Genomic DNA, 16,200 nt, shown 5'->3' with positions numbered 1-16,200 from the left:
ACATGGGCAACAGCACCTTGTATCCCGCGATCGACGTTCGCGACGGGCGGGTCGTGCGCCTGCACCAGGGCGACTACACGCAGGAAACCCGTTACGAGACCGAGCCGCTGGCCCTGGCCACGCGTTACGCCGAAGCCGGCGCCAAGTGGCTGCACCTCATCGACCTGGACGCCGCGCGCTACGGCGGCTACACCCTGGCGCCGCTGCTGCGCGCGATCACCACCTCCAGCTGGATGCGCGTGCAGACCGGCGGCGGCGTGCGCAGCGAAGCCGATGTCGAGGCCATCATCGACGCCGGCGCCGACCGCGTCGTGGTCGGTTCGCTCGCGGTCAAGGACCCGGACCTGGTCATCGGCTGGCTCAAGCGCTTCGGCTCCGAACGCATCACCATCGCCCTGGACGTGCGCCAAACTGAAGACGGCGCCTGGGAACTGCCGGTCGCCGGCTGGACCGAGGACAGCGGCGTGCGCCTGGAACCTTTGCTGACGCGTTACGCCGCGGCCGGCCTGCGCCATCTGCTGTGCACCGACGTTTCCCGCGACGGCACCATGACCGGGCCGAACCTCGACCTGTACCGGCACATCCACGAGATCGCTCCGGACGTGCAACTGCAGGCCTCCGGCGGCATCCGCGACATCGCCGACATCGTCGCCGCCGACAACGTCGGCTGCAGCGGCGCGGTGCTGGGCAAGGCGCTGATCGAAGGCCGTTTCCAACTCACCGACGCATTGAAGCAGGTACGACGTTGCTGACCACCACACCCTTGAGCCGGCGCATCGTGCCGTGTCTGGACGTCCGCGACGGCCGCGTGGTCAAGGGCGTGCGTTTTCGCGATCACGTCGATATGGGCGACATCGTCGAACTCGCGCTGCGTTATCGCGACGACGGCGCCGACGAACTGGTGTTCTACGACATCACCGCCAGCCCGCAGGGGCGCAGCGTGGATCGCGGCTGGGTGGAACGCGTCTCGCGCGCCATCGACATTCCGTTCTGCGTCGCCGGCGGTATCCGTTCGGTGGGCGACGCGCGCGGCGTGCTCAACGCCGGCGCCGACAAGATTTCGATCAACACCCCGGCATTGGAACGGCCCGAGCTCATCGGCGAAATCGCGGATGAGTTCGGCGTGCAGTGCGTGGTGGTCGGCATCGACAGCCTGCGCGATCCCGACGGCCAATGGCGCGTGCGCCAGTACACCGGCGATCCTTCGCGTACCCAGGCCTTGCCTAAGCGCACGCTGGACTGGGTGGTCGAAGCGCAGCGGCTGGGCGCGGGCGAGATCGTGCTGAACTGCATGGGCAGCGACGGCGTGCGCAGCGGTTACGACATCGAGCAGCTCAGCGCGGTGCGCGAAATCTGCCAGGTGCCGCTAGTGGCCTCCGGCGGCGCCGGAACCATCGAGCACTTCGGCGCGGTGTTCCGCGAAGCCGACGTCGATGCGGCGCTGGCGGCGAGCGTGTTCCACTCCGGCAGCATCCGCATTCCGGCGCTGAAGCAGGCGCTGCGCGAGCAGGGCGTGCCGGTGCGGGAACTGCACTGATGAGCGCGTTGACGCCGCAGCAGATCGATGCGCTCGACTGGGACAAGCAACTGGGCCTGATCCCGGCCGTGGTCCAGGACGCGGCTAGCCTGCGCGTGCTGATGCTCGGCTACATGGACCGGGCGGCGCTGCAGGCCACCCTGGACAGCGGCCACGTCACCTTCTTCAGCCGCAGCAAGCAGCGGCTGTGGACCAAGGGCGAAACCTCGGGCAATTTCCTCGACCTGGTGTCGATGGAAACCGACTGCGACCGCGACACCTTGCTGGTGCGCGCGCAGCCGCACGGGCCGACCTGTCACCTCGGGCGCGAAAGCTGTTTCCCGAATGCGCCCGGCCATCCGGGCGATGCGCTGTCGTTCCTCGCCGAGCTCGATGACTTGGTCGAACAACGCGAACGCGAACGCCCGGCCGGCAGTTACACCACCCATCTGTTCGACAAGGGCGTGCGTTCGATCGCGCAGAAGGTCGGCGAAGAGGGCGTGGAGACCGCGCTGGCCGCGGTCGTTCAGGACGATGCCGCGCTTTGCGGCGAAGCCGCCGATCTGCTGTTCCATCTGCAGGTGTTGTTGCGCGCGCGCGGCCTGTCGCTGGGCGATGCAGTCGCGGTGCTGCGCGCGCGGCATGGCAAGCCGCATCGCGGCGTTGCGCCGTCTGAGTGATGCGGTTTGTCGTCGGTACGGCGCAGGCCGCGGATCAACCGAAGCGACGTACGCAAGCGCAGTAACCGAAGCCCACGCAGCCTGAGCGCTCAATATCGAGCGCTCAATGCTGGACGTTCAATACAAAAACCAGTTGCAGACTGCCGCTTCGGTTCAACCGGTGGCCTTCATATCTTCGGTTCGCGTCAACTCACATCGTTTTCGAACGCAGCGCGAGCCAACCCGCTGATGGTCACCGAGTTGTCGCTGAGGAAGCTCTTCTCGAACCAGTTCAAAGTATTCCACTGATCCTCGACGCCCTTGTGCATGTATTCCTTCTGCAACTCGGAATACGGCGACACCGGGCCGGGGCCGTTCTGCGGAATCTGGTTGTTCTGCTTCTTGTCCAGATACACATCGACCATGATGCCGCCGACGATGTTGTTGGACTTCTCGGTCTCCCAGCGCGCGCGCAGATAATCCGCGCCGATCGCCAGGTTGGTGTCGTAGAAGTGTCCCGGCGTCCAGCGCAGATCGCGCAGTTCCTCGAACGCGGCCTGGATGTTGCCGGGATGACGGTCCATCGCGCCTTTGATGTAGGCATCGACCTTGCCGCGATCTTCCGGCGTCCATTGGGTGGCGGTGGTCTTGTAGTCGTCGATCGCCCCCTGAACCAGTTCGCGCGTCGCCGCCGGATCGTCGGCGTGACGGTCGATGATGGCCTTGCCGTACTGATCGACCAGTTGCGCGACGGTGGGTTCGCGCTGGGTTTTTTCGCGCCCGGGCAGTTGCAGGATCTGCAATTGCACCTCGACCTCGACGGCTTTGCCGATCGCGACGCGATCGTCGGCGAGATCCGACGGGCTGGCGCCGTTCTTGACGTCGAGTTCGTATTTCGCGATCGCCTTGTCCGTCGCCTCGGCGGCGGTCGGCGGTTCTTCCGGGATGGGACGTTGCCGGTATGCGGTCACCGGCATCGAAGCGTCGATGGGGTTGAGCATGGGAGACTCCACGCGTGGGTGGGTGTGACTACGCTAGTGCATTCGCACGCCCGCGACCATTGGGGCCGACCCTAGGAAAAAGTCGCGCAAAGCGCTGATACGGCTAGCATTTTGACGATTTCAGCAAATCGCATCGGGCAATGCGCAGGCGCTCGGCGGCGATGCCGGAGCGGGCGGCCGCGAGGCGAGGGCGCGGCGGCCTGCGCAGTGCGCGCAGGCATAATGACCGCATCGTTTCGGAGCCTGCCATGCGTCTGTCCGCCATCGCCGTCGCACTGTCGTACCTGTTCGTCCCGATCGCCTTGGCCGAGTCGCTTCCTCCGCCGTGCCAGGGCGGCAGCGTGTTCGAGGACCGCAACGGCAATGGTCGGCGCGACCCGGGTGAACCGGGCATGGCCGGGCAGCGCGTCTCCGACGGCGAAACCATCGTGCGCACCGACGCGCAGGGCCGCTACACGCTGCCGCTGCGCGACCGTCGCAGCCAGTTCCTGATCAAGCCGGCCGGTTATCGCATCGCTGCGCGCGGCGACAGCGGCTTGCCGGATTACTGGCTCAACGTAAGCCTGAGTGCGCCGCCGCCGCTGAAGTACGGCGGCATGCCGCAGGCCGCGCCGAGCTGTCGCGACTATGCGCTGGTGCCGCAGTGGCGCGGCGCCCCCGATCTGCGCGTGCTGGTGTTCGCCGATCCGCAGACCAAAAACGCGACGGATGTCGATTACTACCGCCGCGATATCGTCGAGCCGCTGCTGGCGCAGCGCGAAGGCAAGGCCGCCGTCGCCGATCTGGGCCTGAGCCTGGGCGACATCACTCACGACGATCTGTCGCTGTATCCCAAGCTCAACGCCGTCACCGCCCGCCTCGGCGTGCCGTGGCTGCATGCGCCCGGCAATCACGACCTGGATTTCGACGCCACGCGCGATGAAGATTCGCTGCTGAGCTATCGCCACATCTACGGCCCCGACACCTATGCCTGGGAAGAGCCGCAGGCGAACTTCGTCGTGTTCGACGACGTGGTGTATCAGCCCGGCAGCAAGCCCGACTACATCGGCGGCCTGCGGCCGGATCAGTTCGCCTTCCTCGAAAGCTATCTGGCGAGCGCGGACAAGCGGCGTTTGCTGGTGTTGGCCATGCATATCCCGTTGTTCGACGCCGCGCCGGGGCGCGAGACGTTTCGTCATGCCGATCGCCAGCGTTTGTTCGATCTGTTGCGTGAGTTCCCGCATGTGCTGGTGCTCAGCGGACACAGCCATGCGCAGCGCCATGTGTTTCACGACGCTTCGGTGGGCTGGAAGGGCGCCCGGCCGCTGCACGAATACAACGTCGGCGCGGCCTGCGGCGCGTTCTGGTCGGGGGTGAAGAACGACGACGGCATTCCCGACACCACGATGAGCGACGGCACGCCGAACGGTTATGCGCGGCTGCAGGTGAAGGCCAATGCCCAATACGAATTGAGCTGGTACCCGGCGAAAACCGGGGCCAAGCCGCTCGCGCAGGCGGCCGCCGGCGCCGAGACGATCCAGAACAGAGTGATGAACCGGTACATGAGCCTGTACGCGCCCAAGACGCTGCGCCGCGGCTCGTATCCGATCCGCGGCGTGTTCGCGAACGTGTTCATGGGCCGCGACGACAGCCGGGTCGAGTACCGCCTCGACGACGGCGAATGGAAAGCGATGAAACGCGTCGATCAACCCGATCCGGCGCTGCAGGCCGAGAACGCGCGCGACGATGAAGCCACCAGCCTGCGCGGCTACGACCGCGCCGCGGTCGCCACGCCGAGCGCGCATCTGTGGAACGCGCCGCTGCCGACCGACAGCGCCGCCGGCGAGCATGCGATCGAAGTGCGGGTGTTCGACGCCTGGAAGGGCGAGCAGCGTCTGCGCACCTCGTACCGTTTGCTGGAGGCCGCGCCGTGAGTCCGACGCCGAAAGGGCCCGCGGACGATTTGCCGGTGATCGCGTTCGCAGACCCGGCCGCATTCGAGCGTTGGCTGGAAGCCCAATCCGAGGCCAGGGGCGTTTGGCTGAAGATCGCCAAGAAAGGCCAGGCGGTGGTCACGGTGAACTACGAACAAGCGCTGGACGTGGCCTTGTGCCACGGCTGGATCGACGGCCTCAAGCGCGGCCTGGACGAGGTGTATTTTCTTCAGCGCTTCACGCCGCGGCGGCCCAAGAGCCTGTGGTCGAAAATCAATATCGGCAAGATCGAAAAGCTGATCGCCGCCAGCCGCATGCGCGAAGGCGGGCAGCGCGAGATCGATGCGGCCAAGGCCGACGGCCGCTGGGACGCGGCTTACGATTCGGCGAGCAAGATCGAAGTGCCGGAGGATCTGGCCAAGGCCTTGGCCAAACAGCCCAAGGCGCGCAAGTTCTTCGAGACCCTGGACAAGACCAACCGCTACGCGGTGCTGTGGCGAGTGCAGACGGCGAAGAAGGCGCAGACGCGCGCCGATCGCATCGAGAAGCTGGTGGCGATGTTGGCGCGCCGGGAAAAGATTCACGGCTGAGCCCGCGCCACCGCGCACCGAGCCCCTCTCCCGCGAGGCGGGAGAGGGGTTGGGGTGAGGGCCCGCATCGCTCCATACGCCCAACCCCCGCCAGGAATTGACGCGGGATTTACGCCCCGCGCCCGCCCGCGCATAGCGCCTTTACGCCCCGTCTTCCTACAGTGAACTCCAAGGCGCGCCACCCCGAGCGCGCAGTGAGTCCCGACGTGTCGATCCTGATTCTGCGCGGCCCCAACGCCGGCACCGCCGTCGATTCGATGGTCCCGCCGCTGGCCGGCGAAGTGCGCGCGACCCTGGTCGAACGCGCCGCCGACGCCGGCAAGGCGATCGCAGTGCGCAGCTGCCGCAACGAGGGCGAGCTGATCGAGTGCCTGCGCGGCATGCGCGCGGCCAATGCCGAACTGCTGCTGCTCGATCCGGGCGCCTGCCTGCCGGTCAGCGACAACCTGCGCGGCGCGCTGGAACAATTGTCGGTGCCGTACATCGAAGTCCACGACGACGACATGAACGCGCTGGAGCCGTCGATCGCGCCCGATTGCGGCCAGCGCCTGCGCCTGATCCACGGCTACGCCGCGCAGAGCTACACGCTCGCGCTGGCGATCGCGCTGGAACACCTGGGCTGCGCGGAAAGCGGCAACGACGTCCACGTCGGCACCTGAGCCGCGGCATCGCCATGAGCGTGCATTACTTCTATTTCGCCGACTACGAAATCCTGGTCGGCGGCCGCTTCATCGTGTGGGGCCAGACCACCCTTGACTACGCGCCGGCCGAGCCCGGCGCCTTCGATCCGGCCGAACTGCTCAACCGCATTCGCGCCCAGGCCGCGAACGAACACGCCGCTCCTACAAGTCGCTGTAGGAGCGGCGCGAGCCGCGACCGCGAAAGCTCAGTTGCGGCGAATGCGATATTCGCCAGCCGAAATCAGACCTCGATCTGGTCGAACGATGTCGCGCGCGGATGATCGTTGGTGGCCGCGCCTTCGCGCGGCGTCGGGTAATCGTCCAGGCGATCGATCAACACCGTTTCCAGTCCGGCCTCGCGCGCCGCGTCGAGTTCCTCGATCACGTCGGACAGGAACAGGATTTCGTGCGCGGGCAGGCCGATCGATTCGACGATGCGTTCATAGCTCGCCGCCTCGCGCTTGCCGCCGACTTCGGTGTCGAACCAGCCCGAGAACAGCTCGGTGAGATCGCCGGCGTCGCTGTGGCCGAACAGCAGACGCTGCGCGGGCACGCTGCCGGAGGAATAGACATACAGGCGCAGGCCCTGGTCCTTCCACTGGCGCAGCGCCGGTGCCGCGTCGGGGTACATGTGCGAGGTGAAATCCGCGCTCTTGTAGCCGTCGGCCCAGATCATGCCCTGCAGCGCCTTGAGCGCGGTGTGCTTGCGGTCTTCGTCGATCCAGCCCTGCAGCACTTCGACGATCACCGAATCCTGACAGGCGCCGCCGTTCTCCAGCGCGACCGTGTCCAGCCATTTGCGCACGCCCGGCTCGCGGCCGCGGGTGGCGACGAAGCCCGGCAGGGCGCGGCGCGCGTACGGAAACAGGACGTCCTTGACGAAGGAGATCGAACTGGTCGTGCCTTCGATGTCGGTGAGGATGGCGCGGATGGGCATAGGGCTAGGAATCAGTGGGCAGGAGTGAGTAGACAGTGGGAAGCATAAACAGCTGAGCAAACGACTGGGGCGGGATAAGGAAAATAGAGCGAGCTTTTTTACTCGTTCCTCACTCCTCTGTCTCACTCCTCAGCCTCAAGCAGCCTGCCCTTCCTCATACCGAGGAAACTGCTGCGCCAGATCGCTGCCGGTGAAATGCCCCACCCAGCCGTCCGGCTCGGTGAAGAAACGGATCGCGACGAAGCTCGGCTGCGGCCCCATGTCGAACCAATGCAGGGTGCTGTCGGGCACCGAGATCAGATCGCCGGTCTCGCACTTGATCTCATAGACGTTCGGCTCGACGTGCAGCGTGAACAAGCCCGAGCCGGCGACGAAGAAACGCACTTCGTCTTCCTTGTGATAGTGCTCATCCAGGAACTTGCTGCGCATCGCTTCGCGCTGCGGGTTGTCCGGGGCGATGCTGACCACGTCCACGGTCTTGAAGCCGCGCTCGGCGACCAGGCGATCGATGTCGCCGCGATAGGCCTGCATGATCGCCTCGGGCGTGTCGCCCGGCTTGACCGGCTGGCTCGCGCGCCATTGTTCGAAGCCCACGCCGATCTTGGCCAGCTCATGCGCGATCTGCGCTTGGTCGGACGTGCTCAGGTTCGGGGTATCGGGTTGGTCTTGCGGGAAAATGCGCAGCCGGCTCATCGCTGTAGCCTCCTGAGTTCCAGTTCGCATCCCAGCAGGAATTCGAACGCCTCCAGATGGCGTCGGGCTTCGGGCATGTCGCGGCCCCAGGCGTACAGGCCGTGGCCGTCGATCAGGTAGCCCCACATCGCCTGCTTGTCGAGCGTGGCATCGACCTGGGCGGCGAGGGTGGGCATGTCCTGGGTGTTGGGGTAGACCGGCAGGTCCAGCTCGGTGTCGTGCGTGGTGGTGCCGGCGAAGGCTTTCAACAGTTCGTAGCCTTCCAGGTGCACGTGACCCTGGCCGGCGTACAGGCGCGAGGCCACGGTCTGGGTCTGCGAATGGGTGTGCAGGACGCAGCCGATCTCCGGGTAGCGCTTGTACAGCTGGGTATGCAGCAGGGTCTCGGCCGACGGGCGGTGGCTGGTGGCGACCGGCTGGCCGTCCAGGTCCACGACCATGATGTCGGCCTCGGTCAGCCGGCCCTTGTCGCGGCCGGAGACGGTGATGGCGACGTTCTGGGCGTCGATGCGGCGCGAGAAATTGCTGCTAGTGGCCGGAGTCCAGCCGCGCTGCGACAACTCGCGCACGTTGACGATGATCTCGCCGGCGCAATGGGCGAGGCGTTGCGGATCGTAGGGCAGGGCGCTGTTCATGGGCCCAAGTTTAGCGCCCGGACGTGTGGCTTGCCTCGTTTCTGCGGCAACGCAGCGTTGCCGCGGGGCCGGGATCGGGGCGGCCGGGGCCGCTGCCCGAATCCCGGCGGCTCGGCTATTGCCGGTTCTGCCGGGCCAGCTTGCTGTGGCGCATGCTGTAGGCGAAATAGATCACGAAGCCGATCAGCGTCCACACCGCCATCAGCATCCAGTTGTGCGCGGTCATGGTGGACAGCAGGACCAGGCAGCTGATGATGCCGGCCAGGCAGATCGGCCAGGCGAAGGGAATCCGGAACGGGCGCGGCAGGTCGGGCTGGGTGCGGCGCAGGATCAGCACGCCGGCGCAGACCGCGGCGAAGGCGATCAGGGTGCCCATCGAGGTCATGTCGCCGAGGATGTCCAGCGGGAACAGCGCCGCCAGCAGGGCGATGCCGATGCCGGTGATCACCGTGTTGATGTGCGGGGTGCGGTACTTGGGATGGATCTTGGTGAACACCGGCGGCAACAGGCCGTCGCGCGCCATGATCATGAAGATGCGCGGCTGGCCGATGATCATCACCAGCACCACCGACGACAGCCCGACCAGGGCGCCGACCTCGACCACCACCCGCAGCCAGTTCAGGCCGGCGTGGCCGGCGATCGCGGTCACTACCGGTTCGTCGGTGCCCAGGGTCGCGTACGGCGCCAGGCCGGTCATCACCGCGGCCATGCCGATGTAGAGCACGGTGCAGATCGCCAGCGAAGCCAGCATGCCGATCGGCATGTCCTTCTGCGGCTTGTGCGACTCCTGCGCCGCCACCGACACCGCTTCGAAGCCGATGTAGGCGAAGAACACCATCGAGGCCCCGCGCAGCACGCCTTCCCAGCCGTATTTGCCGTGGCCTTGCGATTCGGGGATGAACGGGTGCCACAGCTCGGGATTCACGTACTTCCAGCCGACCACGATCACCAGCACGATCAGGCCCGACTTCAGCAGCACCATCGCCATGTTCATGGCCGATGACTTGCGGATGCCCACGTAGCACAGCCAGGTCAGCAGCAGCACGATGATCGCCGCCGGGACGTTGGCGATCGCGCCGGTCGGGCGCAGCTTGGCGTCCAGCGGCGCCTGCACCAGCGCCGCCGGCAGGGTTATGTCGAAGTGTTGCAACAAACTCAGGAAATACCCGGTCCAGCTGACCGCCACCGCGGAGGCGGATACGCCGTACTCCAATATCAGCATCCAGCCGATGAACCACGCGGCCAGTTCGCCCAGGGTGGCGTAGGTGTAGGTGTAGGCGCTGCCCGAGACCGGCACCATCGCGGCGAATTCGGCATAGGCCAGCGCGCAGAAGGTGCAGCAGATCGCGGCCAGGACGAACGACAGCATGATCGCCGGGCCGGCGTGTTCGGCCGCGGCCTTGCCGGTGATCACGAAGATGCCGCCGCCGATGACCGCGCCGATGCCCAGCGCGGTCAGGCCCCAGGGCCCCAGCGTGCGGTGCAGGCTCAGCCCTTCGGCCTCGGTGTGGGCGGCGTGCGGGTGTTTGGTCGCCCGAAGTTGTTCCAGCATGCGTTTGGTCCTGGTGCTGCTTGCGGCCCGCGCCGACGATCTTCCATTCCGTCATTCCCGCGAACGCGGGAATCCAGGGCCTTTGATGCGAGAACCTTTGAAGTCGCTGGAATTCCCGCGTTCGCGGGAGCGACGATCAAAAGCCCGCGGGCCTGATGACTCGAATCCGATCGCCGATGCGATGCCCGTTACGTGAAATGGAAAAAGGCCGGCGGGAGCACTCCCGCCGGCCTTGACTGCTTCGTGCCGATCAGGCCGCGTTGGACGCGAGCCTGCGCAGCTTGCTGTTGCGGTAGCCGTAGATGATGTAGATGAACACGCCGATCGCGGTCCAGCCCACCATCAGGCGCCAATGCTCGGCGAAGGCCTGCCAGAACAGGAACAGGCACGCGGCGGCGCCGAGCGGGCAGACGATGAAGGGGAACGGCACCCGGAACGGACGCTGCAGGTCGGGGCGGGTATAGCGCAGCACCAGCACGCCGATGCAGACCGTGGCGAAGGCCAGCAGGGTGCCCATCGACACCAGCTCGCCGAGCACGCTGATCGGAAACAGGCCGGCCAGGACGCAGGCGAAGATGCCGACGATGATCGTGCCGACGTAGGGCGTCTGGAACTTCGGATGCACCTTGGAGAAGATCTTCGGAATCAGGCCGTCCTGCGACATCGTGAAGAAGATGCGCGGCTGGCCCATCAGCATCACCAGGATCACCGAGGACAGGCCGGCCAACGCGCCGATCACCACGATGAAGCGCAGCCAGTTCAGCGCCGAATAATTGCTGAGCGCGGTGGCGACCGGCTCGGGCGTGTTGAGGGTGCGGAAATCGGCGATGCCGGTCAGGGTCAGCGAGACCAGGATGTACAGCACCGTGCAGATCGCCAGCGAGCCCAGGATGCCGATCGGCATGTCGCGCTGCGGATTCTTGGCTTCGCCGGCGGCGGTGGAGACCGCGTCGAACCCGATGTAGGAGAAGAACACGATCGCCGCCGCGCGGGTGATGCCTTCCCAGCCGAACTTGCCCGGGCCCTCGTTTTCCGGAATGAACGGGGTCCAGTTGTCCGGATTGATGTACTTCAGCGCGAACGCCAGGAACAGCAGGATCACGATCAGCTTGATGGTGACGATGATCGAGTTGACGAAGGCCGACTGAGTCACGCCGACGTAGCACAGGCCGCTGAGCGCGGCGACGATGCACACCGCCGGCAGATTGATCAGGGTGCCGGTAGCCTGGATGTGGCCGTTGACGAATTCATACGGCGCCGACGCCAATGCCTTTGGCAGCGATATGTCCGTGCCTGTCCATCCGCCAACTAAATGCAATAGCTCGCTGAAATAACCCGACCACCCGACCGATACGGTGGAGGCCGCGAACAGATATTCCAGCACCAGGTTCCAGCCGATGAACCAGGCCACGCCCTCGCCGAGGGTCGCATAAGAATAGGAGTAGGCGCTGCCCGAGACCGGCAGCATCGCCGCGAACTCGGCGTAGCACAGGCCGGCCAGGGCGCAGGCGAAGCCGGCGAGCATGAAGCTGATGACGACCGCCGGGCCGGCATGTTGCGCCGCCGCCTGGCCGGTGAGGACGAAGATACCGGCACCGATCACGCCGCCGATGCCCAGCATCACCAAGTGTTTGGAAGTCAGTGCGCGCTTCAGCGAATCTTCGCCGCCCAGACTGCCGTGAACTTCCCCGGCGTCTACATGCGGCGCGGCTTGCACCGGCTTGGTGATGAACAGGCCTCTCGACATCGAACTCCCCTCTCTCTCGTAAGAAGTGATCTGTACCCGTCGTTCTGGCGACGACGATGACCGGCCTCCAGAGCGGGGCGGCGGGCCACCTTAACCTAGTGTTGAAATGGGCGGCAAGCGGATACGGTCATGGTTCCTGCGCGCATAATCACAGTCCGTATCACCCGTCGAGCACCTTTTTACGCATGTCCGCGAAACATTCCGACGCCATAGCCGAACTTCGTTCCAATCTCATCGAATATGCGCGACTTTGGCCGGAAGAGGCCGAACATACGCAGCCGTTCCTGGAACTGCTCGACGAAGCGCTGCAGGCCGATCGCGGGCCCGGCGGCGCGGCCGCGGGCGCCGATGGCGCATCGCAACATGCGATCGCGGGCGCCGCCGACCCGTTTATGCGCGAGCGGCTGGCCGGCCACTTCACCGGCGGCGCCTGGCTGATCGACCGCGCCGGCCGCCGCGTCCTGCTGACCCATCACCGCAAGCTGGGCCGCTGGCTGCAACTGGGCGGCCACGCCGACGGCGACCGCGACCTCGCCCAGGTGGCCCTGCGCGAAGCCGAGGAAGAGTCGGGCCTGACCGACCTGTCGGTGGACCCGGACTTGTTCGACGTGGACCGCCACTGGATTCCCGAACGCCGCGAAGTGCCGGGCCATTGGCATTACGACCTGCGCTACGTCGTGCGCGCCGGCGACAACGAGGACTACGTGATCAGCGAGGAATCGCTGGACCTGGCCTGGCGCGAGATCGCGGAACTGCCCGAGGATCCGGGCACCGACGACTCGATGCGGCGGATGGCGCGCAAGTGGTTGGCGCGCGCCGCGCTGACTGTGCCGACATGATCGTCGTCCACACCAAGACCTGCGCTCACTGCGGCGCCAGCGTGCCATTGCGCGCCGGCGATGTCGTCGGCACTTCTGCCTCGGTCAAGTGCCCCGGCTGCGGCAAGCAGATCCGCAATTCGTCCGCCGTCGCCCTGATCGCCCAAGCCAGCGGGTTCTTCGGCGGCGGCTACGTTGTGTTCGCCGCGTTCCGCGCGATGGAAGCCGCGTGGGGCGCGCCGGTCGCGCTGTGGGCCTGGGGCGTCCTGTTCGTCGTCGGGCTGCTGGCGTGCGTCGCGATCACGCGCGTCGTCGGCGGCTTGTGCTACGCCCTGTATTCGCTGCTGCGTCGCTGAGCGGGCGTTCGCGCGCACCGCGGCCTGACAAGAATCACTGGCCGCCGCCCGCGCCGCGCGCGAGGCTGGCCGCCAGTCGCGCCAGCATGCGAATCCGCACGAAGGTGCGCGGGCGATAAGGCCTGCGGCCAGGCATTCGCCGATGATTTCATCACGCACACCGCCGAGGCTCGCCATGACGCTCAAAACCTACCAAGCCAGTTGCCACTGTGGTGCTGTGCGCATCGAACTCGATCTGGATCTGCAGGCCGGCACCCAGCGCTGCAACTGCTCGTACTGCGCGAAGAACCGCAACTGGTTCGCCTTCGTGCCGGCCGCGCAAGTGCACGTGGTCGATGGCGAGGCCGCGCAGACCGAATACCAATGGACGCCGCCGGGCCGCCCGAACCCGTTCTTGCACCATAACTTCTGCGCGACCTGCGGCAGCCGCACCTACGCCTGGGGCGATCACGAATCGATGGGCGGCAAGTTCTACGCGATCAATCTGGCTTTGCTCGACGATGCCTCCATCGACGAACTCGCGGCCGCGCCGATTACCTATCGCGACGGCCGTGCGGATCGGTTCGAGCATGAGCCGGCGGATAAGCGGTTGATGTAAGCGTCTGCAGCGTCATCCTTCCAGCCCGTCATTCCCGCGAACTCCAAGTCCGTCATTCCCGCGAAGGCGGGAATCCAGAGACTTCAGCGCCACCCTTCCAGTCCGTCATTCTCGCGAAAGCGGGAATCCAGAGACTTCAGCGCCATTCTTCCAGACCGTCATTCCCGCGAAGGCGGGAATCCAGAGACTTCAGCGTCATCCTTCCAGACCGTCATTCCCGCGAAGGCGGGAATCCAGAGCCTTCAGCGCCATTCTTCCAGTCCGTCATTCCCGCGAAAGCGGGAATCCAGAGACTTCAGCGCCATCTTTCCAGACCGTCATTCCCGCGAAAGCGGGAATCCAGTGACTTCAAACGTTCTCGCACGAAAGGCCCTGGATTCCCGCGTTCGCGGGAATGACGAGCAAAAGCGTGGCCGCATTCCGACAGCGCGCCCCACCCGCAAACACCAAGCCCCCACCGACTGCGTTAGTCTGGAGCCCCAAGCCCCCCGACCGCGCGGCAATGCCCAACAAACGCTTTGCCAGCCCCGAGGCCGGCCACGGACACGGCACCGACTTGCGCGGCATCGGCCGCCTCACCATCGACGCCATCACCGGCGTCGCCGATCTGGTCGAATCCGTCCACGCCACCATCGCCGCCTTGCCCGCGCCGCTGGGCAATCCGGTGCGCGACCCCACCCGCGGTATCATCGGACAGGTGTATCGCAGCGTGCGCGGCATCACCCGCTTCGTCGGCGACGCGCTCGATCTGGCCTTCGCCCAGGTCGCGCCCCTGCTGGACCGCATCGATTCGCTGCCGCAACGCGACGCGGTGATCGCCGCGCTCAACGGCGTGCTAGGCGACCATCTGGCCGCGACCGACAATCCGATGGCGATCGACATGCGCCTGCGCAGCCACGGCCAAGCGCTGCGGCTGGGACGCAGAGCCTTGGCGGCGGCGTTGCCGCAGGCCAGCGGCAAGATCGTGGTGCTGGTGCACGGCCTGTGCATGAACGACCTGCAATGGAACTGGGACGGTCACGACCACGGCGCCGCATTGGCGCAGGACGACGGCTGGACGCCCGTGTATCTGCACTACAACAGCGGCCGGCATATCTCGGTCAGCGGCCGCGAATTCGCCTCGCGCCTGGAGCGCCTGCTGCGCGAGTGGCCGGTGCCGGTGGAGCGGCTGGCCATCGTCTGCCACAGCATGGGCGGACTGGTCGCGCGCAGCGCCTGCTATGCCGCTGAGCAGGCCGGGCATCGATGGCTGGACCAACTCGACAGTCTGGTGTTTCTCGGCACCCCGCATCAAGGCGCGCCGCTGGAGCGCGCCGGCAGCTGGTTCGACATGCTGATCCAACTCAGCCCGTACACCGCGCCGTTCGCGCGCCTCGGCAAAATCCGCAGCGCGGGCATTCAGGACCTGCGCCACGGCAATTTGCTGGATTCGGACTGGCGCAAGCATGCAGACCGCGTGCGCACCGATAAAAAACGCGGAGGAGGCGACGAGCGCGCGGACACCCGCACGCCGGTTCCGTTACCGCAAGCAGTGCGCAGTTACGCGATCGCGGTATCGACCGACAAGCGCGGCTCCGCGAAACCTGCCGCTTCAAAAAACGCGCACGCCGCCGATGCCGATCTGCCGTCCGGCGATGGCCTGGTGCCGGTCGCCAGCGCGCTGGGCTATCACCGCGATCCCGCCTTCGATCTGCATATTCCCAAGTCGCGGCAATGGGTGGGTTACGGCTTGCATCATCTGGACCTGCTCAGCGATGCGCAGGTGTACGCGCACCTGCGGCGTTGGCTGAAGCCGGCGCCGGATCGATGAAGGCGCAGCGATAGCCATCGGCCGATAACCGCGAACGCAGGCGCGTCGCCGATCAACCGCGCTTGCGCGCCAGCACCCGGCGCCAAGGCCGTTCCTCGCTTTCGCTTTCGTCGAAGTTCTCCCACTCCACCGCGAATCCGGCTTGCGCCAGGCGTTCGTCCAGCGCCTCGCTCGACCAGCGCACGAAGCGATAGTCCTGCGCATCGCCTTCCCAGGTTTCGCCCTCGCCGAGAAAATGCGACAGCAGCAGCGCACCGTTCGCGTTCAGGCCGCGAGCCAGTTTGCGCAACACGCCGTCCAGTTGCCCGCGTTCGAAGTGTTGCAGCACGTACAGCATCAACATGCCGTCGTAGGTATCTGCGATCTCATCGCTCAGCACATCGAACCGGTAGGCCGCTTTGCCGCGCTCGATCTGGAACTGGATAAACGATTCGGTCACGTCGGTGCGGCGAACCTGCAGGCCGAGGGCTTCGAGGAAGTCGGCCTCCCAGCCCGGCCCGGAGCCGATATCCAGCACGCGGCCGGCCGCCGGGACGGCCGCGGCCAATCGTCGCAGGCCTTCGGCCTCGCCGGCCGATGGCGTCGCTGAGACCGCCTGCGCATAGCTGCGCGCGTAATCTTCGTAAGCCGCCACGGTGCGGCGGTTATTGGCGTTGTCGGGATCGGTCATCTCGTCGCTCTCGCATGAAGATTAG

At 66.2% G+C, this 16,200-nt stretch carries 18 protein-coding genes; 11 read left to right on the top strand and 7 right to left on the bottom strand.

What is annotated here, in order from left to right; genetic code table 11:
* The first annotated feature begins 2 nt into the window (after positions 1-2).
* The 3 genes from hisA to hisIE are packed head-to-tail and all read left to right on the top strand — an operon-like array spanning position 3 to position 2,196.
* Positions 3-752: a 1-(5-phosphoribosyl)-5-[(5-phosphoribosylamino)methylideneamino]imidazole-4-carboxamide isomerase gene (hisA, locus tag AB4Y92_RS02710; protein WP_215059148.1), complete on the top strand. Its 750-nt coding sequence runs from the start codon at positions 3-5 to the stop codon at positions 750-752.
* Positions 746-1,537 carry an imidazole glycerol phosphate synthase subunit HisF gene (gene hisF / locus AB4Y92_RS02705; protein WP_235109723.1) on the top strand — a complete coding sequence of 264 codons (792 nt, stop codon included), beginning with the start codon at positions 746-748 and terminating at the stop codon, positions 1,535-1,537. The genes hisA and hisF overlap by 7 nt, the downstream gene beginning before the upstream one ends.
* Positions 1,537-2,196, top strand: coding sequence for a bifunctional phosphoribosyl-AMP cyclohydrolase/phosphoribosyl-ATP diphosphatase HisIE (gene hisIE / locus AB4Y92_RS02700; RefSeq protein WP_441818243.1), 660 nt, complete (start codon positions 1,537-1,539; stop codon positions 2,194-2,196). Before hisF ends, hisIE begins: the two co-directional genes overlap by 1 nt.
* Before the next feature lie 185 nt (positions 2,197-2,381).
* On the opposite strand, the gene AB4Y92_RS02695 is transcribed toward hisIE, so the two are convergent.
* Positions 2,382-3,176: a hypothetical protein gene (locus AB4Y92_RS02695; protein WP_441818242.1), complete on the bottom strand. Its 795-nt coding sequence runs from the start codon at positions 3,174-3,176 to the stop codon at positions 2,382-2,384.
* A gap of 248 nt (positions 3,177-3,424) precedes the next feature.
* Here AB4Y92_RS02695 and AB4Y92_RS02690 point away from each other — a divergent pair, with 248 nt between their 5' ends.
* The 4 genes from AB4Y92_RS02690 to AB4Y92_RS02675 all read left to right on the top strand — a co-directional run bounded on the left by AB4Y92_RS02690 (position 3,425) and on the right by AB4Y92_RS02675 (position 6,640).
* Entirely contained in the window at positions 3,425-5,089 is a 1,665-nt protein-coding gene (locus AB4Y92_RS02690) for a calcineurin-like phosphoesterase C-terminal domain-containing protein (protein ID WP_441818241.1), read from the top strand.
* 35 nt (positions 5,090-5,124) lie between these two features.
* Positions 5,125-5,679, top strand: coding sequence for a YdeI/OmpD-associated family protein (locus AB4Y92_RS02685; RefSeq protein ID WP_441818240.1), 555 nt, complete (start codon positions 5,125-5,127; stop codon positions 5,677-5,679).
* Between the two features lie 194 nt (positions 5,680-5,873).
* A complete protein-coding gene (locus AB4Y92_RS02680) occupies positions 5,874-6,338 on the top strand; it encodes a type II 3-dehydroquinate dehydratase (protein WP_237049860.1) in 465 nt (154 codons plus the stop codon).
* 14 nt (positions 6,339-6,352) lie between these two features.
* Positions 6,353-6,640, top strand: coding sequence for a hypothetical protein (locus AB4Y92_RS02675; RefSeq protein ID WP_441818239.1), 288 nt, complete (start codon positions 6,353-6,355; stop codon positions 6,638-6,640).
* Here AB4Y92_RS02675 and mtnC read toward each other — a convergent pair.
* The 5 genes from mtnC to AB4Y92_RS02650 all read right to left on the bottom strand — a co-directional run bounded on the left by mtnC (position 6,601) and on the right by AB4Y92_RS02650 (position 11,923).
* A complete protein-coding gene (mtnC, locus tag AB4Y92_RS02670; RefSeq protein WP_148648808.1) occupies positions 6,601-7,296 on the bottom strand; it encodes an acireductone synthase in 696 nt (231 codons plus the stop codon). The genes AB4Y92_RS02675 and mtnC overlap by 40 nt on opposite strands.
* A 135-nt stretch (positions 7,297-7,431) precedes the next feature.
* Complete coding sequence (locus AB4Y92_RS02665; RefSeq protein WP_441818238.1) at positions 7,432-7,989, bottom strand: 1,2-dihydroxy-3-keto-5-methylthiopentene dioxygenase; 558 nt, start codon at positions 7,987-7,989, stop codon at positions 7,432-7,434.
* Complete coding sequence (locus AB4Y92_RS02660; protein ID WP_215059165.1) at positions 7,986-8,624, bottom strand: methylthioribulose 1-phosphate dehydratase; 639 nt, start codon at positions 8,622-8,624, stop codon at positions 7,986-7,988. The genes AB4Y92_RS02665 and AB4Y92_RS02660 overlap by 4 nt, the downstream gene beginning before the upstream one ends.
* Positions 8,625-8,739: 115 nt before the next feature.
* On the bottom strand, positions 8,740-10,176 hold the full coding sequence (locus tag AB4Y92_RS02655) for an amino acid permease (protein ID WP_441818237.1): 1,437 nt from the start codon (positions 10,174-10,176) through the stop codon (positions 8,740-8,742).
* A gap of 250 nt (positions 10,177-10,426) precedes the next feature.
* On the bottom strand, positions 10,427-11,923 hold the full coding sequence (locus AB4Y92_RS02650; protein ID WP_441818236.1) for an amino acid permease: 1,497 nt from the start codon (positions 11,921-11,923) through the stop codon (positions 10,427-10,429).
* A gap of 185 nt (positions 11,924-12,108) precedes the next feature.
* Here AB4Y92_RS02650 and AB4Y92_RS02645 point away from each other — a divergent pair, with 185 nt between their 5' ends.
* From AB4Y92_RS02645 to AB4Y92_RS02630, 4 genes are all read left to right on the top strand, one after another.
* The gene (locus tag AB4Y92_RS02645) at positions 12,109-12,762 is read left to right on the top strand and encodes an NUDIX hydrolase (RefSeq protein ID WP_441818235.1); all 654 of its coding nucleotides are present in this window, start codon (positions 12,109-12,111) and stop codon (positions 12,760-12,762) included.
* A complete protein-coding gene (locus AB4Y92_RS02640; protein ID WP_441818234.1) occupies positions 12,759-13,097 on the top strand; it encodes a hypothetical protein in 339 nt (112 codons plus the stop codon). The genes AB4Y92_RS02645 and AB4Y92_RS02640 overlap by 4 nt, the downstream gene beginning before the upstream one ends.
* 175 nt (positions 13,098-13,272) lie before the next feature.
* Positions 13,273-13,695: a GFA family protein gene (locus AB4Y92_RS02635; RefSeq protein WP_441818233.1), complete on the top strand. Its 423-nt coding sequence runs from the start codon at positions 13,273-13,275 to the stop codon at positions 13,693-13,695.
* Positions 13,696-14,197: 502 nt separating this feature from the next.
* Positions 14,198-15,505 carry an esterase/lipase family protein gene (locus tag AB4Y92_RS02630; protein ID WP_441818232.1) on the top strand — a complete coding sequence of 436 codons (1,308 nt, stop codon included), beginning with the start codon at positions 14,198-14,200 and terminating at the stop codon, positions 15,503-15,505.
* A gap of 52 nt (positions 15,506-15,557) precedes the next feature.
* Here the strand turns inward: AB4Y92_RS02630 and AB4Y92_RS02625 are convergent, their stop codons facing one another.
* A complete protein-coding gene (locus AB4Y92_RS02625; protein ID WP_441818231.1) occupies positions 15,558-16,175 on the bottom strand; it encodes a class I SAM-dependent methyltransferase in 618 nt (205 codons plus the stop codon).
* Positions 16,176-16,200: the final 25 nt, after the last annotated feature.

The organism is Lysobacter sp. TAB13 (genome assembly GCF_052113885.1).
Taxonomy (GTDB): Bacteria; Pseudomonadota; Gammaproteobacteria; order Xanthomonadales; family Xanthomonadaceae; genus Lysobacter; species Lysobacter gummosus.
The sequence above is the reverse complement of the archived record's forward strand: the minus strand, read 5'-3'. Positions and strand labels throughout refer to the sequence as shown.